The organism is Rothia terrae (assembly GCF_014705925.2).
Classification (GTDB): Bacteria; Actinomycetota; Actinomycetes; order Actinomycetales; family Micrococcaceae; genus Rothia; species Rothia terrae.
Window position 1 is genome coordinate 945403 of the sequence record NZ_CP061539.1, and the last position, 22334, is coordinate 967736.

The following is a 22334-nucleotide window of genomic DNA, read 5'->3' on the forward strand; positions in this document are numbered from 1 at the left end:
TAGTACCAAGAACCACGTCAGAATAATAACCAACAACCTAAAAAAATGCCCCTAGCTCTTGTGAAAGAGCTAGGGGACATCCCTTATGCTGTTCTATCTAAATCAACCAACAGCTAGTCTCATGGAAGCTCTACCGGCACCCTGGGACAATTTGTTATCAACACCGACAACCTGCTCAAAATCGTTTCTGCGGACATACACCTCAGAAAGCACAGAAGCCATATTCCAGTGATAGGTTTCTAAGAAATCGGTAATCTGGCCGAGAGCTTTGAATACTACGGGATAGGCAGGGATTTCGTTCTCAATTCGCCTTTTAGTAATACCGCCCAGACGCTTATACCAGGATGAGGCCTGGTCTTTACTAATATCGCCATGCAGCGATGCTCTTGTAACAAAGCTCTTGGGGTGTAGACCCCAATAATGGCTGAGATTAATTAGACCATCCACATCCCCAGTCTTTAACGCAAGGAATTGCTCTTTGACAACCTCGTAGGGTGCTAGTAGTTCGCCAGCAAATAGATCAGCACGAGCCTCAACATCCTTGGGGGATTCTAGCTGAGCTGAGTGCTTATCTAGTACCAGGTGCGCGAACTCGTGAGCCATCGTGAAACGTTTAGTGCTGTCAATGGTTTGGCGGGTAAGCATCATCAATGGCGGGGTTAGCTCATCATGCCAATAGGTAACGCCGGTGACTTTCTCGATTTCGATAGGTAAGAAAGAAAGCAGGATTCCATCGTGCTCCAGGTGGCCTGCAAGGTTTCCTATAGGTGTATCTGCGGGTATGCCCCAGCGTGTGCGTGTTTGTGCCGCTGCTTCAACAATCTGCTCTTTAGTGTTAGCGGCAATCTGTTCAAAGCGTGGTGCACCAGGCTGGTTAGAGATTTCTAGTAGACGATTGATGACATGCAGGCGTACAGAGGCTTCCGACTCCAGCCTGGAAACAGTTTTCATAGGTGTTCGATACTTACGGAACATCATGCCTTCAGCATTTACTGCTGGCAGGTCGATTGTCATTAGTTTTACAGGAACTTCTAGGATTTCTGCGTAGCGTTCTAGGTCTTCACCTTTGAGGGCTAGGTTTCCGTTTTCAATTTTTGATGCCCAACCCTTTTGTTTACCGATTTGAGCTGAGGCGGATTCAAGAGTGAAGCCTCGGCGGAGGCGTAGTTTTTTGACGGTTTCGGGAATCGCTACGAGTTCCTCAGAGGCCTGCTGAAAGAGGGTTAGATTTGGTGATGTTGATTCAGGGTTGCTTACTAGTTGAACAGTGGCGTTCATACCTGTACCTACCCTTCCTTGATGGAGTTAGTCATGCGAGGGTTTCAAGAAGTCGGTTCTTGTAAACGTGTGAACGGTTTTTACAAACGTTCTATGATACACATGTTAATCCATCAAGGAAACAAAGGGGTAGATTTTTCGGTTTTAGGATAATAGTTACAAGCTCTTACGGCTGCCCTGTCGTTCTTCTTCTTGGAGGGGTGCAGGGGCAGGGGTGATGCTGGTATCGAGTTCTCGTCCCACATCCTGCGTCTGAACGGGTGAAAGCTGATGGGTTTGTAGCGCAGGGGCAGGGACGGTGTTTTGGCGCAGTAGAGTGGCGGGGGTAAAAATATCCGGGTCGCTAGCCAATAGTTCTTCAAGTAGTTCGCGCACTTTTACCAGATCAAGCTCATACGTGAAGATGGGGTGCTCTTGTGAGATAGTTTGTGCCGAAAATACTGCCTTGGTTAGCATCCCGTTTCTACCTACACGGTATTCCAGTTGGCAATATAAGGGTTCATCGTCAACAGAAGCCTGATGGTTGGGGGAAAGGCGCGAACGGTAGAGGTCTGCTGATATATCATCGGATTCGTCAAAGAGGTTTTCCATATCGTCTTTGATGGTGTTGATGATGTCCAGCTGCTTCTTGCGACTAGATTTATTTGAAGTGCTGCGCAGGAGGTAAATCTGCACTTCTTTATGTCGGAACTCGAACCAATCGTTATTCCATAGGTCAATCGTTTTGAGGGCGTCTGCGTGGCTGGTTTTTGCCAGGCGTTTGATGAGTAGAAGGCTGAGGGAGGTGGCTGAGAGTGACCTGTTTTGTTGAATGAAGACCTTTTTATCGTACTTATCCCAGCCTGCCGTTCGGCGTTCAAAGTCGGCATAGTTTTGGGAGTGGGCGTACATGATGCAGGTGGCCATTTTTTCTGCAACCGCTAGCGTGCCATCGTTCGCTAGTAGCTCTGAAATGTCTTCTCGATCAATTCGCATTGCTTTTCACCCTCCGATACAGGTACGATTTTTATGTGAAAAAGTTTCACATAAAGTTTCCTGCGGTTAAAGGTAGCAGGTGAATAGGTATCGTGCAATAGAAGATGCAAGCAGATGTATAAGACCCAGAAAATACAGCACCTTAACGGTGGTAAAAGCCTGACTATCATCGGCTCTGACTACTTACCCTTCCCACCGGCACACAAATACCTGACCTTCCTGCGTTACCAAGAAACATCACCTAATACCATCACTACCTACGCCACCGCCTTGACTCAATGGCTGAACTTCTTAGAACTGACTGAAACGCCCTGGGAAACCCCTAACAATTTGACTGTTGCCCAGTTCGCGCACTGGCTCAAAACAGGGCTAACCCCCACCATGCCCTACGTCGGCAAAGAACCAGAACCCTTACGTTCACCAGCCACTATTGGTCTGAAAATCGCTGCCGTATCAGCCTTCTATAAGTTTCACGCCCAAAATACTGGTAACGACTCCGGCTACCTAGCAGTAACCTCACATCATGGTTCCCGCTACAGCTCACCCTATAAAGGTTTCTTGACTGGTGTAGCTGATAAAAAGCCCACCCGCTCCCCGGTATTCCGCATCCGCACAGGAAACAAAACACGCACACCCATATTCACACCCACCGAGATAAAAACCATCCTTGATGCCTGCGCCACCCAAGACGAATACGGGTACTGGAAAGCCAGTATGCAAGGGGTGCGTAACCGCTTCCTCTTTGCAACCCTGGCAGAAACCGGCATACGACTAGGCGAAGCCCTCTCACTAAGGCACCAAGACATCAATATCACCTCTGGGGTGCAACCCTATATTGACGTGATACCCCGTCAAGACCACCCAGGCGGCTCCCGCGTCAAAGCCCGCTACGAGCGACGTATCTACATCGGGGATGACCTAGCCTCCCTCTACTCGGCCTACGTCTGGGAGTTGATGGAGAACAACATCGACCTGGTAGTAGATGAACTGGGGCAACACTTCATCCTGGTCAATGGGCACAACGCTAAAGACCCATTTTCTGCTTTGACTCAAACCAACGTCTATGACCTGGTACGCCGCCTGAAAAAGAAACTAGGTGCCAAGGTAAACCCAGCATGGACTCCGCACTGGTTTAGACACACTCACGCTACCGCACTTCTGCTCTCTGGGGCACCACCTCATATCGTCATGCGAAGACTCGGGCACCAAGACATCCAAACCACCCTGAACACCTACGGGTGGGTGACAGAAGATGCAGAACTCAAATCCATCAGTAGCTGGAAAGATTATGCAACCGGCTGGGAAAACCACACCGCAGACTAAAACAAGCAGAAGCAGGGAAAAATCATGGTACAGAAAAACATCCTGACATTCCCCACCATACCCGAACCAGCTCTTAGTCGTTCATGGGAAACCGCGTGGGAAAAAGTACCAGCAGAATGGCAAGAACCGGTCTACCGGCTAGATCGGGCACCAAACAACCGGGTATTCGTGCGCAACTCCAACTACCTCTACTCCAACAAAACCTACGACTACCGCACCGGTCACACCCTAGCCGATCAAGAACTAGCCTGGTACATCTATACCATCTGGTCTGAGGGCACCCTGAAAGTAGACCCCGCTATGCTCCGCTGGTACGTCACCAGCACCCAAGCCCTAATAGACCGGCAACCAGCAGAGATGCGTGATACCTATTCCCTGGCGAATATCGAACCATATATGCTCATCAAAGAAGCCGCCCGCGCCTTCTACGAACGCAACGAACGCTACCCCTCACCAAACAACCTCAAAAATGTAGAATCCATTGCTAAAAACCTCTACCAGCATCTGACCGTTCGATGCTCAGATACGCCCTGGTACGAGCATGATGTATGGAATATGCGCCTAGACTCTCGTATTCCACGCCGCGAGAACGAACCCCACGCAGAAAGAGTCATCAGCCTAGAACAGCTTACTCAGACCTGGCTTAAAGAGGCCGCCCGATTCTGGTTCTCACAAGCCCTGACCTATGGGTACTACACCTGGACTTCAGTTGCTTCACGGGTAACCTACCTCAACTATTTTTCACGGTTCCTCGCCACCTACGAGCACACCCCAGCAACACTAGGGGAAAGCCTCGGGTCAATCCGAAAGCTCACCACAGCCTTCACTGATTACCTAAAAAACCCTGTAGAAGGTTGCCATGAGAACGCACTCTCAGAAACTACCATCGGTTCAGTAACCTCAACCCTGCAACGCTTCTACGAGTTCGCCTACGAAAACAAAGACCTCATAACAGAAACCACTCATACCGAAGCCTGGTTGAACCTAACTGCTGACCACACCCGACTATTCCCTACTTACAGGCGCAAAAAGAAGGGTAAAGCGCACCCGGTTACTTTCTTCACCTCAGACGAGCTAACCCTCATGCTAGCTCATCTGGATGTGCTGAAAACACCTATGACCCAACAGGTAACTGTTCAAACGCCCGGTGCGGAACCTGCCACATTTACTGGGTTAGGGGATGAACAAGCAGCCCGCGCCTGGATGATCCAAGCCTTAACCGGACGCCGCGCCTCAGAAATCCTGATGATGGACTACCAGCCTCTCACCATGCTGGATGTAGACCCCGAAAAAATCCAAGAAGACTCCTTCATCGCCCGCATGACCTACCAACAAACCAAAGTAGACGGCGTAGAACCAACCATTCTGGTTGATGTTGCGGTGGTAAACATCATCAAAGAACAACAAGCCTATGTAGAAGAAAAGTACCCAGGGCTAGAACACCCCTACCTCTTTCCCAACCCCAGAGCCAACTTCACCGGCTCCAGGCCACGCTCATACCGCTCCTACGCTGATACCCTCAAACGCCTAGATGCGACCGTAAAACTCACCAACAAAGCCGGTGAACCTCTACGCTTCTCACAAACCCACCGCCTACGCCACACCCGCGCCACCGAACTACTCAACAACGGCGTACCGGTGCATGTGGTTCAACGCTATTTGGGGCACCGCTCCCCAGAAATGACCATGCGCTATGCAGAAACCCTAGCGGCAACCGCAGAAGCAGAGTTCCTACGTTATAAAAAGGTAGGCTCAGACGGACGTGACCTCGGACTCTCAGCTAAAGACCTGCTAGAAATCAGCCAACTAGACCACAGAGCAGACCGTATTCTACCCAACGGGTACTGTATGCTCCCACCAACCCAAACCTGCGACAAAGGCAACGCTTGTCTACCCTGTGGAGCTTTCGCTACCGACGCCTCCTACATTCAAGAGCACCGCGATCAGCTCACCCGCTTAGAAGCCCTCATTGAAGCCCGCAAAAACCAGTACAAAGCGCGGCGCGGGGAAGACATGCCAGAAACTAACGTATGGCTCACCGGACGCCTACGAGAAAAAGCCTCCCTTGAAGCCATTATCACTAAACTAGAAAACGAAGCAGCCCAAAACAAGGCGGTTTCCGGTGCAGGAACATCAGGGCGTGTAGCACTAACCCTCCTCACTAACCCTGCCAAGAACGGCACCTCACCCATCGTCCAACCTAACCTACGCACCCAACGCTAAAACCCTATCCCTGCTCTGAGACAAACTAACCCCCATGCTAAACACCGCCCCTGATACCAGCCCGGAAGAAAAACGCGCCGACGCCCTCCGAAAGGCAGGTAAAAAACGCACCCAAGAAGCCATCACCTGTACAGAAAAAGCCATCCGCCAACTCATCAAAGACGGCGGAGCCATCAACTTTTCCTCTGTAGCCCGCAACGCAGGAGTCTCCACCAAGTTCCTGCACCAAAACCAGGAACTAGCAGAACGCATCCGCACCCTAGCAGACCAGCAAAAAGGAAAGCCCCCACGCCGTCTGACAGAAGCCAGAGACACGGGGGACTCACCAATTATCGCTGTGCTCAAAAAAGAGCTAGAGAACGAAAAGCAACGTACCAAACAGCTACGCAATCAAATTGAGGAACTAGAGGATGCTAACCAGAAACTACTAGGCCGCCTCATGCAATACGAAACCTACATGGATTAGTTAGTAACCTGATTGGAGGCTCATTGCTTAGAGATCAAAAAATTTAGCATGGGTTCGCATGATTCTCCGATTATTTAAGTCTTGACGTGCTTCATGGAGCGTCCAAAGCATCTCAGCGTCCAAAGCAGGTGAAAGTTCTGAGACTACCCTGTTCGTAGCTTCGATGAACTCATCAGAGTCTCCGATTTCCCTATAGAGTTTATCCAACTCTGGAAGGTGTTTCCCAGCACCTTGCGTTATCGGGAGAATCAATGAACTAACTTCGCTAGGAACTAGCTCAAGCACACCGCCACCAAAATTTCTACCTTCAATCTCAGCAGATAACAGAGTAAGCGAGTTATGGAAGGTAGCTGCAAAGTCATCCGCAGTCACAGGTGAACCTGGTAGTAAAACACCTCGATAAATAGTATCGGTCGTATATACGTTGGCATGATTAGAGATTACACGTGGGAATTTATTTGATCGTTTTGACAAGAGTAATTCCCCCGGTGCAACAACAGGAACTCGATACCAGGGAGTCCTGATTCTGCACTTGTAGCGAGCATCTATCCCTAAGTGCACACCTGATCCCAAGTATTTTTTCGCGATAGGAAATTCCATAGGATCAGGGTTTACAGAGGAAAAATTGATAAGGCTGGACTGGACACCTGATGCTTTAAGATTTGCGTAGTCCTGCTGTGTGAAGATAAGTCCATCAGCGTAACGGGTGCGTGAAAGTAGAGGAAGAACCCAGTCGTCTAAACCATTTTCTGCCACAGTATCTTCAGAAACACAAAAGAAATTATTAGCACCAGTGACAGTCGATACGCTAAATTTTGCTATCTCATGCAGTTTTCTAGTCCCAGAGTGGTGTTGTGCTTCTACATAAGCTTGGTTTTGTTTTGGAGTAAGTAGGAAATTAGTCCAGGTTCCACTACCTACGTTTATTACATGTTCCCATTCCCTCACGGAACCATTGTGGTCGCTAAATCTAACGAAACGGCTGGTAGCGGAACTATCGGAAATCTGACCAGTGAGTACCAGAACCTCCTGAAGAACACTCGGAAAAGAACCTGGTTTGAATAGATCAATATGCAAGTTCTCAGCATTGGCTACTAGCCAATTTCTGATGGAGCTTGCTGAGATTCCGGTAAGAAATTCAGTTGGCAAGATTACGGAGAATACGCCGCCGGTTCGTAGTTTGGATAGACCTAGTAGCAGCACTGAAATCCAGAGGTTTGATACAGAGCTACTACTGATTCCATTTTGCGTCAGTATCGTTTTAGCTCGTTGCTTATCTTCATCGCTGATGAATTGGAAACGAACGTAGGGGGGGTTTGCCAACATGATGTCATATTTTTCCTTGTTGGTTTCTCCCCATTCAAGAAAATTGCCGGTGACAACTAAACCTGATAGCCCAGACTCTGACAGGGCGGCGCGTGCCTTATCAGCTTCTGTCGGGATGAGTTCAATAGCGGTGATGTCATTGACTCGGTTTGTAAGTGGAGATTGAGAGATCCCCCGGATGAACGCACCGTCTCCTGCTGATGGTTCTAGCACGCGCAGTTTCTCATTCTGTTTTGCTGTTAGGTCGTTTGCGCGTTTGAGGCAAAGCTGAACCAACGGGGCGGGAGAGTAGAAACCGCCCCGTAATTTTTCGTCACTAACTTCATTTTTTGTACGCATTAGATCCTCACTTCAGTTACTGAAGTAAATTATATCTTACGATTGCGTTCCTTTGAAAGATGGACTGAAATAGCTACATGGAAAACTATAAGAATGGAAATAAAATTTGTAGGTCAGCCCTTCGACCAGTACAGCAATTTGCTGGAATTTATTAAGTACGTCGAAGAAGAAAAATACTCATCCCTAAAGATCGCTGTGGCATGGGCTAAAAAATCCGGCATAGGCCGCGTCTGGGACAGCTTAGAAAACTTCAAATCCGAGGGAGGGAAACTAGAGCTAATACTTGGAGTAAGTGAAGGCGGAGCAACCGAAGAAGGTCTGCTCCTGGCAAATGAACTCACCAATAATCAATCAGGGTTCGTCTTCCACGACCCTAACAGAACTTTTCACCCCAAAGTGTATTGGGCGGCAGCAGATGATGGTCGTAATACTATTTTCGTAGGTTCGAGCAACCTTACCGCTGGGGGAGTTGCCTGGAACTATGAAGCCTCGCTATGGGTAACACTTGCACCTGGCGAAGAACCGGAACTTGTCGCTAACGTGCAAGAATGGTTTTCAATCCTCAAACAGAACACAGGCTCTCTTAAAAAAATCGATCAAACTCTAATTGATAACTTGCTCAATAGCAGCGATATACAAATAGGCCAAGAAGGAAGAAGCCGAAGAAAACCTGCCACTAAAACAGCAGAAGAACCTGAAGATAACGACAGCCTAAATTCCAATGCGATAAGTGGAATCTTTGACAAGATAGTAACTAACTTAAAGTCGTTGCCCAAGATCAGTGCAAAGCTCCCTAAAATCTTCACAAGGCCTGGAGCGAATAGCCAGGCTCCCCTGCCAACCCCCAATTCCCAAACGAACGTAGGTACTACACAGACCTCATCTCCATCTAGCAATACGCCGACAAATACGCTTCCGCCTGAAAATCAGGTCTATCGTAGATGGTCAAAACAGATGGGAGCATCGGACGCGCAGAACCCACCCAGCGCCAATACGAATCCTACCGGTGCTTTGCGACTTGCTGTTGTGGATTCCAATTACTTTACTTCGCTCTATTTCCGACAAGATTTTTGGGGCAATGAACCGTGGGGAACACCAGATTCAGGCGGTAAAGAAGAGCTATTTGTTAATTTCGATGTATGGATAGATGGCACTTACCTTGGCAAGTATGAAATTCGTATTTCGCATAAGCCATCACGCGCTGCGAATCAGGGGAACGTCATGACGGTGCTCCACTGGGGTCACGATTTGGTTCAAGAGCTGAGGAAGAAAAATTACAAAGACTACTATGTGAATCTGGAAGAGACTCGTTCGGGTGATTATTTATTGATAGTCAGCGATAAACAGCGAGGGGTTTTGAAACCGTAAAAATAAGGGCTGGCAAAGTAGTTGTCAGCCCTTAACTTGCAACAGGGGTAATACTGTTACTGACGTTGTTGCACTCACTATCAGGGGATTTTTAAGAAGGTAGGCTCAAAGCCTATATATAATCTGGCGGGTCTCGCCTTCACGTAGTAATCCCTGACGTCACCCGTAAGCACTGGTCGGTCAACATTCGTAAATTCATTGCCCGTGCCCGTCGACTTGATGACCTGGTAACCCTTGGTTCTTTGAGCAAAGAAGCGGCAACATTTTTGGACGCGGCAGTGGCAAGCGGTCTGAATATTCTTGTTTCCGGCGCTACCCAAGCCGGAAAGACAACCATGTTGAACTGTTTATCAGCATCAATTGGCGCTCGTGAACGTGTGGTGACCTGTGAAGAAATTTTTGAGTTGAATGTACCGCTACGCGATGTCGTTGGAATGCAGTGCCGACAGCCCAACCTTGAAGGCAAGGGTGAAATCCCACTGCGTCGGTTGGTCAAAGAAGCTTTGCGTATGCGCCCCGACCGTATGCTGATCGGTGAGGTTCGTGAAGCAGAATCTCTAGACATGCTGATTGCTCTGAATTCTGGACTGCCCGGAATGGGAACCATCCACGCAAACTCAGCGCGAGATGCCATCACCAAGATTTGCACCCTGCCCTTGTTAGCGGGCGAGAATATTTCATCGAGCTTCGTTGTGCCGACCGTCGCTTCTTGTTTCGATCTCGTGGTTCACTGCCAACGAGACCGCAGGGGGCGTCGCCGCGTGCTTGAGATCGTTGCTCTGGGCAACCGCGTGGAAAACAATGTCATCGAGACTTCAACGGTTTTCCAGCTGGAATCAGGGCAGCTGACATGTGTGGCATCAGAATTACCCGCTGCATATAAGTTTGAACGCACCGGTTACCGAGCAGACGCAGTGTTGCCTTCGCTGACCTCTGAGGTGTTGAAATGATTGCCCTTGTTGGATTATTGACGGGGTTAGGTACTTTCTTAGTGTGGTGGTCTTTCTGGCCGTTGACCACGCGAGAGAAGAAGCCGAAAAATACATCACCAACTCTGGCATTGCTTCAACAAGCAGGGGTTGAGAGGGTTAGCCCGTCCTTGTTCTACGCCATGTCTGTGATGTGCGGAGTCATTATTGCCCTGCTGACTTTGGCTGCGACAGGTCTCTATAATCTTGCGTTGCTCCTGTTTCTCGTGGGAATCATCCTGCCACGGCTGATTATTGGGTGGCGCGCAAACAAGCGCCAGGCGCAGATTCGTGAGCTGTGGCCAGATGTCGTTGATCATCTTCGCTCAGCTATCCGTGCAGGTCTTTCACTGCCAGAAGCTCTCATGCAGTTGCAGTATCGCGGGCCTGAACCCCTGCGTCCGGCTTTTGAGGTTTTCTCCCGCGATTATCGGGCAAGCGGTGAATTTGTGTCTTCCCTGAACCGTTTGAAAGACCGACTTTCCGATCCCACCGCAGATAACATCATCGAAGCTCTCAAGGTAACTCGTGAAGTGGGCGGTACAGATCTTGGACGGTTGCTAGGTACCTTGAGTGAGTTCCTTCGAGAGAGCGCGAGAACCCGCTCAGAGCTTGAAGCGCGCCAGTCATGGACAGTGAACGCGGCGCGTCTAGCTTCTTTTGCGCCGTGGCTCATTCTTTGTCTGATGGCAACACAACCGGGAACTGTACAAATCTATAACTCTTTTGCCGGCTTTGTGGTCATGCTAGGTGGTCTTACTGTCACCATCTTCGCGTACGTGCTCATGTTAAAACTCGGTGCATTACCGCAAGAGAAACGAGTGCTGGCATGAACTGGACCATCATTATTGGGCTGATTCTGGCAAGCGGTCTATGGCTGGTTTTTCAAAGTGTGAAGGCCGTTCGAACCCTGAACTTCAGTGACCGAATCGCACCATATATGCGGTCGTCAGAATTGCAGGCATCTCTTTTAGAAGAGACTAAAACTAACCCCAAAGGTATGTGGGATGGGTTCTATGAGCTGTTATTGCCGTTCATTACAGATGCCGTCTCTAAGCTGAACAAAACATCAGCTAATACGCATCTGCTAGAGAAGCGGCTAGAACAGGCGAATCTACCTAAGACCACCGCTGATTACCGCGCGGAACAAGTGGTGTGGGGCTTTATCGCCTTCATAGCTTCTGTGGCTTTATTGGGTCTGGCAGCGATACAGGGGCGAGTCTCCGTCGCAGGAGCATTGATTTTGTCAGTAGCTTGCGCTGTTACCGGTTTCTTGGCTCGAGATTACTGGCTGACTCAGACCATCAAAAAACGTGAGAAGCAGATGCTGGCCGAGTTCCCTGCGCTCGCTGAATTGATGGCTTTATCGGTGACTGCCGGTGAGTCTGCTGTTGCAGCATTGGAGCGTGTGTGCAGAGTTTCCTCCGGTGAGCTCTCTACCGAGTTCAATAAGATTCTGGCTCAAACAAGAGCCGGTGATGGTCTTGTTCCTGCCTTACAAGAATTTTCGCAGCGTACATCTGTTGCAGCGCTTGCAAGATTCGTCGATGGCATCGTTGTCGCTATTGAACGCGGCACGCCGCTCTCGGACGTCCTCAGGGCTCAAGCTCAAGATGTTCGTGATGCTGCTAAACGAGAACTCATGGAAGCCGCCGGCAAGAAAGAGATTGCCATGATGGTCCCCGTCGTATTTTTTATTCTTCCACTCACAGTGGTTTTTGCGATTTTCCCCGGAATTTCGCTGTTACAAATCAATCTGTGACGTCTACACACATCCATTATCGAAAGGTAAATAACCATGAAAATCCTTCTGATGCTTCAGGTATTCGTAGCCCGTTTCTTCGCTTTCTTGGCTACGGATGATGATAGCGAGCGCGGCGATGTTCCCGGCTGGGTCATGATTACCATGATGACCGCGATCCTTGTAGCTGCCTTGCTGGTCGTTGCTCAGGATGCGCTGGTGGCAATGTTCCAAAACGCTATGGCTAAGGTGAGCGGCTAGTTCTGTGGTTAATCCATCGAAATCATCGAATTCGGCAGAAGCGGGTAACGCCACTGCCGAATTTGTGATGGTGATTGGGCTGGTTGTTCTGCTGTTTGCGGGTGTATTGCAGGTAGCTTTTGTGCTGTATACCCGCAATATGATGGTGGACGCGGCGGCCTCCGGCGCTAGGTATGGGACTTTGCTTGATAGGAGTTATGAGGATGGTGCTGTGAGAACCCGTCAGTTACTTGACGACAATCTGCCGGTGGGTGGAACGACCGAGGTGAGTTATCAGGTCGTGAACCACGGCGGCGTCCAGATGCTTGAGATGCGGGTTAATGCTCCTTTGCCTATTATTGGCCCGTTTGGGGTTCCACATACTTTGACGGTGAGTGGTCATGCAGCTTTGCAGCGATAACACATCCAGTGCTCAACAGCTCAGCGGAGAGCCAGCGCGATGCGGAGAAGATGCGGAGGCTGGCAATGCCATGATTGAGTTCGTGGTGCTGGGGTTGATGCTTATGATTCCCACGGTTTATTTTTTGCTGGCAGTATTTCAGGTCCAGTCCGCCGCGTTGGCAGCCAATGCTGCAAGTCAGCAGGCGGTGCAGTTAGTTGCATCCACTCCGCGAGATCAGATTACCTCGCAAGGCTTGACTGGGGCTGCGCAACTTGCCGCCGCAGATTTCAAGGTTGCTCCCGAAAATATGTCAGTGAGTATGAGCTGTGATGGTGGCTGTTCTGATCAGTCGCCCATTCGTGTAGATGTAACGGTGCAAGCTACCTTGCCGGTGATTCCGTGGATAGCTCCGGGCGGTTTTGCTGAACTTCATTCCTCTGCGACCAGCTGGGGAGGCAAATACAGATGATCGTTAAACTCACTCAAAAGCTCCCCGCAGATGAGCCAAAAGACCAGGGCAGTATTTTATTGCTACTTATTGGACTGTGCGCGATTCTTTTGCTGGTTGCTTCCGTTGTTACAGGTGTTACCGGCGTCTATCTCGAAAAACAAAAGTTGCAGGCGCTGGCTGATCAGACCGCATCCTCTGCCGTGCAGAATTTTGCCGGGCTGCAAGGGGAGCGCGGCAAGCGTCCAACCCCTGTACTCACGAGCGAAAAGGTTTCAGGTACATCGCAGGAATTCCTCGCTCAAACTGGTGCCTACGCAGAATTCGACGGTCTTCAGCTGGTAGCGCCCACCGGTATTTCTGATACGTCAACCGCTCAGGTGGGCTTAGCCGCAGTTGCTCATCCACCGCTGGTATCCTTTATCGTGCCCAACGGGGTGCCTATCAGCGTTGAAAGTAGCGCTCGCATCACCGTCAACCAGTAAGCGTTACTCTCTCGCGCTCACAGCGTAAAAACCGGTAGTTTGAGGGCGCTCACGCCTGAAAGCTCGCATAGTTCAGCGTTTATCCGATAGGGTTAATAGTCATGGCTTCTATCGATTTTTCCGCTGAAATTAAGACCTTACGTTCCACCTATTCATCTATTGAAGAGGTGTCGAATGTTGATGCCATCAAGGCATCCATAGCGGAACTTTCTGAGGCTGCCAACGCGCCAGACCTATGGGATAACCCCGATCAAGCTCAGAAAGTTACCTCACAGCTTTCGCGCCAGCAAAGCGAACTGGAACGGTTAGAAACACTCAAGTCACGCATCGATGACCTTGAGGTTATGGTGGAGCTCGCTGATGCTGAGGACGCCCCTGAAATGCTGACCGAAGCTGAAGTTGAGCTTCGCGATATCAGCAAAGTGCTGGCAGAACTTGAAGTTGTCACCTTGCTCTCGGGCGAATACGATCAGCGCGAAGCTGTGGTGACCATCCGTTCGGGTGCTGGCGGCGTGGACGCGGCTGATTTTGCGGAGACCCTACTGCGCATGTACTTGCGGTGGGCTGAGAAAAATAACTACCCAACCCAGGTACTTGATACGTCCTATGCTGAAGAAGCCGGTATTAAGTCAGCGACTTTTGAGGTACAGGCCCCTTACGCTTTTGGGCGGCTCTCCATTGAAGCGGGTACCCACCGACTGGTGCGCATTTCGCCTTTCAACAGCCAAGGTAAACGCATGACGTCCTTTGCTGCTGTCGAAGTCATTCCGCTGATCGAAGGAACGGAAGCAATCGAAATCCCCGAATCGGAGCTTAAAGTTGATGTTTTCCGCTCATCGGGGCCCGGCGGTCAGTCCGTCAACACCACCGACTCTGCCGTTAGAATGACGCACATTCCCACCGGCATCGTGGTCTCCATGCAGAACGAAAAATCGCAGATTCAAAACCGCGCAGCTGCTTTACGCGTTTTGCAATCGCGCCTATTGTTGCTGCGTAAGGAGCAAGAGGACGCAAAGAAAAAAGAGCTTGCGGGCGATGTGAAAGCCTCGTGGGGAGACCAGATGCGCTCCTACGTGCTCAACCCTTACCAGATGGTTAAAGACCTGCGAACCAACTACGAAGAAGGCAACCCGCAATCGGTGTTTGACGGGGCTCTAGATGGTTTTATTGATGCCGGTATTCGCTGGCGAGCAGCTTCTCGCAACGAAGCGTAGAGACAGAATTTAGAAGGAAAAGATGGCACAGAAGAAAAAAGCGGGTACAAAAGACCCGAATAATCACATCATCGCTCAAAATAAGAAGGCACGCCACAACTACAATATCGTAGACACGTGGGAAGCTGGCTTAGTATTAATGGGGACAGAGGTTAAATCGCTACGAGATGGCGGGGCCTCTATAACCGACGGATTTTGCCAAACCTATAACGGTGAACTGTGGCTTGAAGGCATTCATATCGCCGAGTACGGACGCGGCTCGTGGACAAACCACGCAGCCAGGCGCCGTCGCAAGCTACTGATGCACCGCACTGAAATTAATAAGATTGACCAAAAGCTGAGGGAAAGCGGCTACACCGTTGTTCCCCTCAAACTCTACTTTTCTAATGGTCGAGCAAAAGTTGAAATCGCTCTTGCCACCGGTAAGCGCGACTACGACAAACGCCAAGCATTGCGTGAGCGTCAAGATAACCTCGAAGCGCGAAGAGCAATGCGGTATAAAAACCTGGGCTAGTCCGAGGCGAAACTAAGGAGAGAATAATGTCTCAAGATAACACCCCGAACAGCAACTCAAACTCACCGTACGGTTCATACGGTGACACTTCTGCAAACCGTGACTCAGCGTCATACAACAACGCAGGCTACAGCAACAATAGCGGTAGCTCAGTTGCAGCAGGTTCGCAGGATTCCGCGTACACCAACCAGAACCACTACGCACAGAACAACACCGCTTACACCAACGACGGTTACAACAATAACTACGCCCAGGCGCCGGCTTACAACGGCAACCACAACGATCAGTACGTAATGCACAACCGCAAGCCCAATGGCCGCGGTTTGGCTATTGCGTCACTGGTTCTCGGTATCCTGGGTCTGTTGACCTTCTGGGTATTGGGTTTCGGTGGCCTGCTGGGTCTCATCGGTCTGATTCTGGGTATCGTAGCAATCGTTAAGCTCAAGAAGTCCCACGGCTCGAAGGGCTTGGCTATCGCAGGTATCATCACCAGCATCCTGGCAACCTTGCTGGGTGCAGGTATGCTTGTTCTGAGTATCATTGCCGGTGGCGCTGGTCTCGATGCTTACAATGCTTGCCAGGATCACCTCAACGACCAGGCTGCTTTGGAGCAGTGCATGAACGACCACATCAACAACAACATGGGTAAGTAGTCTTTAGCGACTGACAATGCTCATGCCCTCGCATCCTCTTGAAAAATAGGGGAGGCGGGGGTATATTTATATCTCAACGCCTTAATGGCCCGGCGCTCTATCTTAGGTAAGAGTACAGCTGATAACTTTTTGGCGTATGTTCTTTGAGAACTAAATATTGGGGATGATCGGTTTCGACGATGCGGGTTGAGACAGGGGAAGCGTGCCGAGGATGCAGAGTTATCTCGTAAACGCTCTCTGTAAAAAAATAAGTGCAGAATCTAAGCGCACTGACTTCGCTCTCGCTGCCTAAGCGCGACTAGCGAATCTGCTGGCCTGAGCTCGCCTTTAGCTCAGTTACCAGTATCAGTTTAAAAGGCCACTGCTTTCTATCTTCGTCGTAGGGATAGAAGGAACACTTATACGAATAGGTTCGGCAGCATGTGTGTTTGTGCAAATGCTGGAGCCGAAAATTAACCGTTACGCAAACTGCGCACGGAGAAGACCTGACGAGGTCGCATCGGACCGGGGTTCGATTCCCCGCATCTCCACTTTTCTTACCTCGGTGTGGTTCAGCTGAATCGCACCGAGGTATTTTTGTAGGTGTGAATAATGAGTTAAACTGTCGCCCGTGGGGGTGCGGTGCTTGGGGGGGGGGCGAAGTTATGACTGCTCGAATTGATGAGGTTTTGCTGTCTGTGCTCAGCGACGAAATTGCTGATGCAAACGGCGATTTTGTGGTTTTTGATGATCCTGACGGTGCGTTGCTTCGCTTCAGTCTTGATGCTGTTCGAGAGACCAGCAATGGTGTGTATGTAGCGTCCCGTAGTTTTTCTCAGGCGGTGTCTGCCCAGCGGGTTTCCCACCAGGAGGCAGCATCCAACGTGCTGGTTGCCGGTATGGATAATCCACTATACCTGCCAGATTTCTTTGCAGAGAATTTTACGGATGAGACTCGTACTGTTATTGCGCTAGGCCGTTTGCCTAAATCTTTGGCGGAGCTGGATTATATTGCCCACTGTCTGGCTCAGGTGAAAGGCACTGCTACGTTCGTTGCTGTGGGGAATACCAAGCACATGACCAAGTCCCAGAACCACGTGCTCAGTCAGCATTTTGCAGAAGTTTATGCGAGCCGCGGGCAAGGTAAGTTCCGCTGCCTAATAGCTCGAAATACTGAAAAGACAAGTGCGCAAACCAGTACATACCAGCCCGCTGAAAACGAAGGACGCTACGGCGTCGGAGGCGTCTTCGGCTCGGCTAGTCGCGATCACGGCGGCACTCTCTTGGCTGAAACCGTTATACCTTATCTGCTAACCGGTGGGCGCGTCCTTGACCTTGGTTGCGGCAACGGTCAAGTCTCATTTGACCTCCTTACAGCGGTACCGGGAATTAAGTGCATAGCTACCGATATTTCGGCGGACGCGGTGGTGTCGGCGCGAATGACGCTGCATGAGCATGTAGAGAACAACATGGCGCAGGTAATCTGGGACGATGCGGCCCGTTCTCTTGATGACTCATCGGTAGATACTGTGGTTCTCAACCCGCCTTTCCACGAGGGTACGAGGGTTGACGCGTCCCTATACGAGGAACTGGTGAAAGCGGCGCATCGAGTACTCAAACCGGGAGGAAATCTCTTTCTCGTACATAATTCTCACCTGCGCTATCGCGGGCTGCTCGATAAAAACTTTGCAACTGTAGAACAGCTAGCCCGTAACTCGAAATTTACGGTTTTGCGGGCGACCACAGCGTCAGCAAAGTAGTTCTGTAGGAGCTTGTCGCTGCCTTATCGCTCGGAGCACACCCAAAAGTAGGTGCGGGTTATCGCGTCCTACACCCCTAGCCCTGTAGGCTAGTGAACATCAGATAGCTTCAAATCTTTAGAAGGATCATAGATGTCGACCCAGCCTCAACTGCAACCTCAGATGGCTCCTGTTCAGCATCCCTACGATATGACAACACCGGGCGAACCTGCAGGCTATCGCATACCGGCACAGTACCGCCGCCCTCTCGGTGAGTTTCCTCGCGATAAACGAGGGGCAGGCTGGTTTTACGCCTTTGCATCGGTCACCTCGCTCATCCTGACCATATTCATGCCGCTAACAGGACTCAGCGGAATCTTCGGACTCACCGCCATACCGTCGGTCGCAGCTGTGGTGCTCGGTATCGTTGCTCTGGTCAAACTCGGTCGATACCCTCAGACAATATACGCAGGCAAAACCAAGGTGTGTGCCTGGATTGGCATCATTGGTGGGGTGTTAGGCACTCTCATCGCCCTGTCGCTTGCGGTACTTTTTATCACCATTGATTTCTAACGCAAAAATGGCGGTTGTACTCACCAAGTACACCCGCCATTTTTGTCTTTTACACGGTTTAGTTAGCTGTTTGATGTTCCGATGCGACGCAGAACAGTATCATGCAGGTGACCATTAGATGCTAGAGCGTTAGCACCAAAGGGGCCTTCTTCACCGTCCAATGAGGTGAAGCGTCCGCCTGCCTCAGTCACAATGGGTACCAACGCGGCCATATCGTGCAGAGCCAATTCAGGTTCTGCCGCAAAATCAACAGCCCCCTCAGCAACCATGCAATACGACCAGAAATCGCCGTAGGCGCGAGTACGCCAAACATCGTCGGTCAGCTGAATAAACTCATCACGCTTACCCAGTTCCTTCCAACCCGAAAGAGAAGAATATGAGAAAGAGGCATCGCTGAGGTTAGTAACATCTGACACCGAGATGCGTTTTGCATTAGCCAGCGAACGGCCGGTATACGCGCCTGTTCCTTCAGCCGCCCACCAGCGTCGTTGAAGAGCGGGAGCAGAAGCAACACCCACAACTGGCTTACCGTTATCAACAAGAGCAATCAAGGTGGCCCACACTGGCACACCGCGCACAAAGTTCTTGGTACCGTCAATGGGATCAATAATCCACTGGCGCGGTGAAGCACCGGTTGCCCCGAATTCTTCGCCCACAATGGCATCACGGGTACGGACGCGGGAGAGCTGCGAACGCACCAGCTGCTCGGCTTCTTTATCCGCTTCGGTAACAGGGGTGAGATCAGGTTTAGTCTCAACCGTAAAATCTTGTTTTTGAAAGCGGGTCAGGGTGAGCCTATCCACGGCATCGGCAATAATGTGAGCCAAGCGGAGGTCTTCGGTGTACTGGCTAGATGATTTCATGGTTACTTTTCGTGTGTGAGTAAAGGTCTGTTACAGAACGATACCGAGTTCTTTTTCAGAATCAGCATCGGTTTCGGTAGATACGTTCAAAAGTTTTTGAAGCGATTCGAGGCGAGCTTGCCCGGAGTCTCCAGCTTGACCGCTGTTGACGTAGGCGATGATGCCGCATCCGGCAGAGGCAGGGGAGTGCTCGCAACCCTTGGGGCAATCCGCTGAACCGGGAGCAAGGTCCTCGAACGAGGCAACGATAGTCTCCGGTTCAATGTGCGCTAAGCCAAAGGAGCGGATGCCCGGTGTATCAATAATCCAAGTACCGGCAGTTCGCTCAGCAGGACGCACAGCGAGAGCAGAAGAGGACGTGTGGCGTCCTCGCCCCGTATGGGCATTGACATGGCTCGTGGCACGGTCAGCGCCCGTTAGAGCATTGACCAGGGTCGATTTACCAACGCCCGAATGCCCGAGCAAAACAGAAACCTGCCCCTGTAGATGCTCACTTACCTGCTCCACCAGCGAAGCATCTAAACCCTGAGTATTCTCTTCACTCGGCGCTAAACCGTCGAGAGATTTAGAGAGCACAATCTGAAGACCGGTATTGGCATAGTAATCAAGAAGCTCTTGGGGATGCTTGAGATCCGTTTTGGTAATACACAAGACCGGGGTAATACCGGCATCAAAGGAAGCTGCGATTGAACGGTCAATAAAGCCCGTTCGCGGCTCGGGATTCTGAGCTGCCACCACAATCACGAGCTGATCAGCATTAGCAACAACAACGCGTTCCACCGGGTCAGTATCGTCAGCGCTACGACGCAGCAATGACGTACGCTCCTGAATGGTGACAAGACGCGCCAGAGTATCGGGCTTACCTGAGGTATCACCGACTAGCCCCACGATATCGCCGGGAACCACCGGCGTCCTGCGCAAATCTTTAGCTCGTACCGCTGTGACAGTGCGCTCGCTATCGGTGTTCTCATCGAGAACAGCAGTGTAACGGCCGCGGTCAACGGTGATAATTCGTCCGAGCTCCGCTTTATCGTACGAAGGACGGTCTTTGGTACGAGGACGTGAGCCTTTTTTATTGGGGCGGACGCGAACGTCGCTTTCATCCCAGCTTCGTCGCATTAGTCAGCCTTACCTGTTGATGAAAAGTTCTCTAGCATGGTTTCCCATAAGCCGGTGAAATTCGGCAGGGTCTTTGCGGTCGTTGCAACGTTCTCAACGATAACGTTGTCAACGGCGAGCCCAATAATAGCTGCGGCTGTGGCCATACGGTGGTCAGCGTAGGTACTGAACCTACCACCGTGCTGGACAGGGCCGAGGATGCGGATCCCATCCTCGATTTCCTCTGCACGAGCCCCCAACTTGTTGAACTCGGTGGTGAGCGCAGCTAGTCGGTCAGTTTCATGCCCACGCAAATGCGCAATGCCGCGTAGAGTCGAAGGTTGCGGACTCAATGCGCACAGCGCCGCAACGGTGGGCGCCAACTCGCCGGCTTCTGACAAATCTAGGTCAATTTCAGGTAACGCTGAAAGATTGTCTTCAGCCGGACCTGTCACGGTCAACCCCTCAGCAGTAAGTTCCACCGAGGCACCAAACAGAGGCAAAATCTTCTTCCAATGATCCCCACCCTGAGTGGTTTTAGCAGGCCATAACGGGACATTGACACGAGAACCTGTGACTACAGCGGCGGCAAGGAAAGGGCCTGCATTTGAAAGGTCGGGTTCAACAGTTACTTCAAAACCCTCAAAGGTTTGCGGTTCAATAATCCAACGATTCGGCTGAGAGTCATCGACCTCAATACCTACCGAGCGCAAGACATCAACCGTCATTTCGATATGCGGCATCGAAGGAATGGACGCACCAACATGTTGCAGATCCAGACCGTTATTAAAGGAACTGGCAGCCAGCAACAGCGCCGAGACGAACTGAGACGAACCCGAAGCGTCAATTTCTAGCTCACGAGCAGCTACTGATCCGCTAGCAGAGACAGTGAACGGTAACGCACCGCGGGCGTCATCTTCGACTAAAATACCCAACGAACGCAGGGCATCGATGACCGGTCCCATAGGGCGAACACGAGCATGCGCGTCCCCGTCAAAATGGATATCACCTGAGACCAGCGCAGCAACAGTCGGCACAAAACGCATCACCGTTCCTGCCAAACCAACGTCCACGCTAACACTGCCGAGATTAGCGGCACGGTTCAACGGCGTTACTCGTAGATCAGGACCGAAGACCGAACCAGTCTCAATTTCTTCAAACTGTGCGCCCAAAGAAGTCAGCGCAGAAATCATCAGCGCAGAATCGCGAGAGTGAAGAGGTGCATGGATTACTGAAGGCGAGGACGCTAACGCTGCCAACAGCAGATAGCGGTTAGTCAGCGACTTCGAACCGGGCACAGCAACGGTTGCATGACCGCCACGTGCTACAAATCGCGGTGCCAACCAGTCGCCGGGCATCAGCGCAACCTCTGCAGAACCCAAAATACAAACCTCACTTCTCATCACGTGCATCAACGTAACGCTGTCTTTAGTTATCACGCCTATTTTACGCTGGCACAAGGCATACAAAAAGCTCCGCGCCGAGCCGGCCAAATAAGAAAAATCCTAAATACCGTCTCAGCGCGGAGCCAACTCTCTCAAGAGTCAAAGATTAGCTATGGAAAAGGTTATCTGCCTTATCCAGAACATCTGAAGAAATCTGCTCAGACTTCTTAGCAACCTTGTCGCTCAGCTTGCTTGCACGCCAAGCAAGTGAAGGGCTACCGTCGGTGTCAACCGAAGCAATAGCGATAGCACCAAGAAGCGATGAATTCTTCACTAGGTTGTTGACGCGAGCTGACTTCTGTTCCTTGCTGTCATGCTCGGTTGTCATGAACTCGAGGTAAGCATTAACAGCACCGGTCGCAAGCAAAACGGTTGATGACAAACGGGGGAGCTTGCCCAACGCAAACAGTGAACCTGCAGCCACCTGTGAACCGGCAAGAGCCTGGCCAACCAAACGCTCCTGACCCTTCAAAACTGACAAGTAAGGTGAAGTGGAAGCTGCAAGCGAAACAGCCTTTTCAAGGTGAGCTGCAGAAGCGGGGTCCTTCAAACGATCAACGCCTGAGAGAATAAAGCTAGATGCAAGCGCGGGACGCGCGAGACGACGTACTACTGACATAAAACACTCCTAAGTGTCGATGGTCGGGGATCATAACGAGAAAATCCCCTCTAC

22 protein-coding genes, 1 other RNA gene and 1 pseudogene are annotated in these 22334 nt (G+C 50.8%); 17 read left to right on the forward strand and 7 right to left on the reverse strand.

Annotation, left to right across the window (positions count from 1 at the left end; genetic code table 11):
• Positions 1-102: 102 nt before the first annotated feature.
• Positions 103-1278 (reverse strand): helix-turn-helix domain-containing protein, encoded by a 1176-nt coding sequence (locus IDM49_RS04375; protein ID WP_190725157.1) that lies wholly within the window; start codon positions 1276-1278, stop codon positions 103-105.
• Positions 1279-1434: 156 nt separating this feature from the next.
• Positions 1435-2253, reverse strand: coding sequence for a hypothetical protein (locus IDM49_RS04380; RefSeq protein WP_190725158.1), 819 nt, complete (start codon positions 2251-2253; stop codon positions 1435-1437).
• A gap of 114 nt (positions 2254-2367) precedes the next feature.
• On the opposite strand from IDM49_RS04380, the gene IDM49_RS04385 reads away from it, so the two are divergent.
• Genes IDM49_RS04385 through IDM49_RS04395 form a run of 3 tightly spaced genes read left to right on the forward strand, consistent with a single transcriptional unit; the run spans position 2368 to position 6265 of the window.
• Entirely contained in the window at positions 2368-3576 is a 1209-nt protein-coding gene (locus tag IDM49_RS04385; RefSeq protein WP_190725159.1) for a tyrosine-type recombinase/integrase, read from the forward strand.
• A 24-nt stretch (positions 3577-3600) separates the two neighbouring features.
• Positions 3601-5799, forward strand: coding sequence for a tyrosine-type recombinase/integrase (locus IDM49_RS04390; RefSeq protein WP_190725160.1), 2199 nt, complete (start codon positions 3601-3603; stop codon positions 5797-5799).
• 34 nt (positions 5800-5833) lie between these two features.
• Positions 5834-6265, forward strand: a complete 432-nt coding sequence (locus tag IDM49_RS04395; protein ID WP_190725161.1) for a DUF6262 family protein — start codon at positions 5834-5836, stop codon at positions 6263-6265.
• Between the two features lie 27 nt (positions 6266-6292).
• Here IDM49_RS04395 and IDM49_RS04400 read toward each other — a convergent pair whose 3' ends face one another.
• Positions 6293-7930: an Eco57I restriction-modification methylase domain-containing protein gene (locus tag IDM49_RS04400; RefSeq protein ID WP_190725162.1), complete on the reverse strand. Its 1638-nt coding sequence runs from the start codon at positions 7928-7930 to the stop codon at positions 6293-6295.
• Positions 7931-8023: 93 nt separating this feature from the next.
• Here IDM49_RS04400 and IDM49_RS04405 point away from each other — a divergent pair, with 93 nt between their 5' ends.
• The 14 genes and pseudogenes from IDM49_RS04405 (at position 8024) to IDM49_RS04470 (ending at position 18255) form a co-directional block, all read left to right on the forward strand.
• Complete coding sequence (locus IDM49_RS04405; protein ID WP_190725163.1) at positions 8024-9298, forward strand: phospholipase D-like domain-containing protein; 1275 nt, start codon at positions 8024-8026, stop codon at positions 9296-9298.
• Positions 9299-9426: 128 nt separating this feature from the next.
• A pseudogene (locus IDM49_RS04410) lies at positions 9427-10248 on the forward strand (CpaF family protein); the annotation flags it as partial.
• Positions 10245-11099, forward strand: a complete 855-nt coding sequence (locus IDM49_RS04415; protein WP_168613753.1) for a type II secretion system F family protein — start codon at positions 10245-10247, stop codon at positions 11097-11099. The pseudogene IDM49_RS04410 and the gene IDM49_RS04415, both read left to right, overlap by 4 nt.
• Entirely contained in the window at positions 11096-12028 is a 933-nt protein-coding gene (locus tag IDM49_RS04420; protein WP_190725164.1) for a type II secretion system F family protein, read from the forward strand. Before IDM49_RS04415 ends, IDM49_RS04420 begins: the two co-directional genes overlap by 4 nt.
• Before the next feature lie 51 nt (positions 12029-12079).
• Positions 12080-12268, forward strand: coding sequence for a hypothetical protein (locus IDM49_RS04425; RefSeq protein ID WP_228008231.1), 189 nt, complete (start codon positions 12080-12082; stop codon positions 12266-12268).
• A 4-nt stretch (positions 12269-12272) separates the two neighbouring features.
• Positions 12273-12668 (forward strand): TadE/TadG family type IV pilus assembly protein, encoded by a 396-nt coding sequence (locus tag IDM49_RS04430; RefSeq protein WP_168613750.1) that lies wholly within the window; start codon positions 12273-12275, stop codon positions 12666-12668.
• Positions 12649-13119 (forward strand): pilus assembly protein TadE, encoded by a 471-nt coding sequence (locus tag IDM49_RS04435; RefSeq protein WP_190725165.1) that lies wholly within the window; start codon positions 12649-12651, stop codon positions 13117-13119. The genes IDM49_RS04430 and IDM49_RS04435 overlap by 20 nt, the downstream gene beginning before the upstream one ends.
• Entirely contained in the window at positions 13116-13583 is a 468-nt protein-coding gene (locus IDM49_RS04440; protein WP_168613748.1) for a pilus assembly protein TadG-related protein, read from the forward strand. Before IDM49_RS04435 ends, IDM49_RS04440 begins: the two co-directional genes overlap by 4 nt.
• 101 nt (positions 13584-13684) lie before the next feature.
• Positions 13685-14797 (forward strand): peptide chain release factor 2, encoded by a 1113-nt coding sequence (gene prfB, locus IDM49_RS04445; RefSeq protein ID WP_190725166.1) that lies wholly within the window; start codon positions 13685-13687, stop codon positions 14795-14797.
• A 22-nt stretch (positions 14798-14819) separates the two neighbouring features.
• Complete coding sequence (gene smpB, locus IDM49_RS04450) at positions 14820-15311, forward strand: SsrA-binding protein SmpB (protein WP_168613746.1); 492 nt, start codon at positions 14820-14822, stop codon at positions 15309-15311.
• Between the two features lie 26 nt (positions 15312-15337).
• Positions 15338-15964: a DUF4190 domain-containing protein gene (locus IDM49_RS04455; protein ID WP_190725167.1), complete on the forward strand. Its 627-nt coding sequence runs from the start codon at positions 15338-15340 to the stop codon at positions 15962-15964.
• A gap of 159 nt (positions 15965-16123) precedes the next feature.
• Positions 16124-16497: a transfer-messenger RNA gene (gene ssrA, locus IDM49_RS04460) on the forward strand.
• A 111-nt stretch (positions 16498-16608) separates the two neighbouring features.
• Entirely contained in the window at positions 16609-17703 is a 1095-nt protein-coding gene (locus tag IDM49_RS04465) for a class I SAM-dependent methyltransferase (RefSeq protein WP_190725168.1), read from the forward strand.
• A gap of 132 nt (positions 17704-17835) precedes the next feature.
• Positions 17836-18255 (forward strand): hypothetical protein, encoded by a 420-nt coding sequence (locus IDM49_RS04470; protein WP_190725169.1) that lies wholly within the window; start codon positions 17836-17838, stop codon positions 18253-18255.
• Positions 18256-18317: 62 nt separating this feature from the next.
• On the opposite strand, the gene hisN is transcribed toward IDM49_RS04470, so the two are convergent.
• The 4 genes from hisN to IDM49_RS04490 all read right to left on the reverse strand — a co-directional run bounded on the left by hisN (position 18318) and on the right by IDM49_RS04490 (position 22280).
• Complete coding sequence (hisN, locus tag IDM49_RS04475) at positions 18318-19118, reverse strand: histidinol-phosphatase (RefSeq protein ID WP_190725170.1); 801 nt, start codon at positions 19116-19118, stop codon at positions 18318-18320.
• Between the two features lie 30 nt (positions 19119-19148).
• Positions 19149-20237 (reverse strand): ribosome small subunit-dependent GTPase A, encoded by a 1089-nt coding sequence (gene rsgA, locus IDM49_RS04480; protein WP_190725171.1) that lies wholly within the window; start codon positions 20235-20237, stop codon positions 19149-19151.
• Positions 20237-21598, reverse strand: a complete 1362-nt coding sequence (aroA, locus tag IDM49_RS04485) for a 3-phosphoshikimate 1-carboxyvinyltransferase (RefSeq protein WP_322745991.1) — start codon at positions 21596-21598, stop codon at positions 20237-20239. The genes rsgA and aroA overlap by 1 nt, the downstream gene beginning before the upstream one ends.
• A 169-nt stretch (positions 21599-21767) precedes the next feature.
• Entirely contained in the window at positions 21768-22280 is a 513-nt protein-coding gene (locus IDM49_RS04490) for a DoxX family membrane protein (RefSeq protein WP_190725173.1), read from the reverse strand.
• Between the last annotated feature and the right edge of the window lie 54 nt (positions 22281-22334).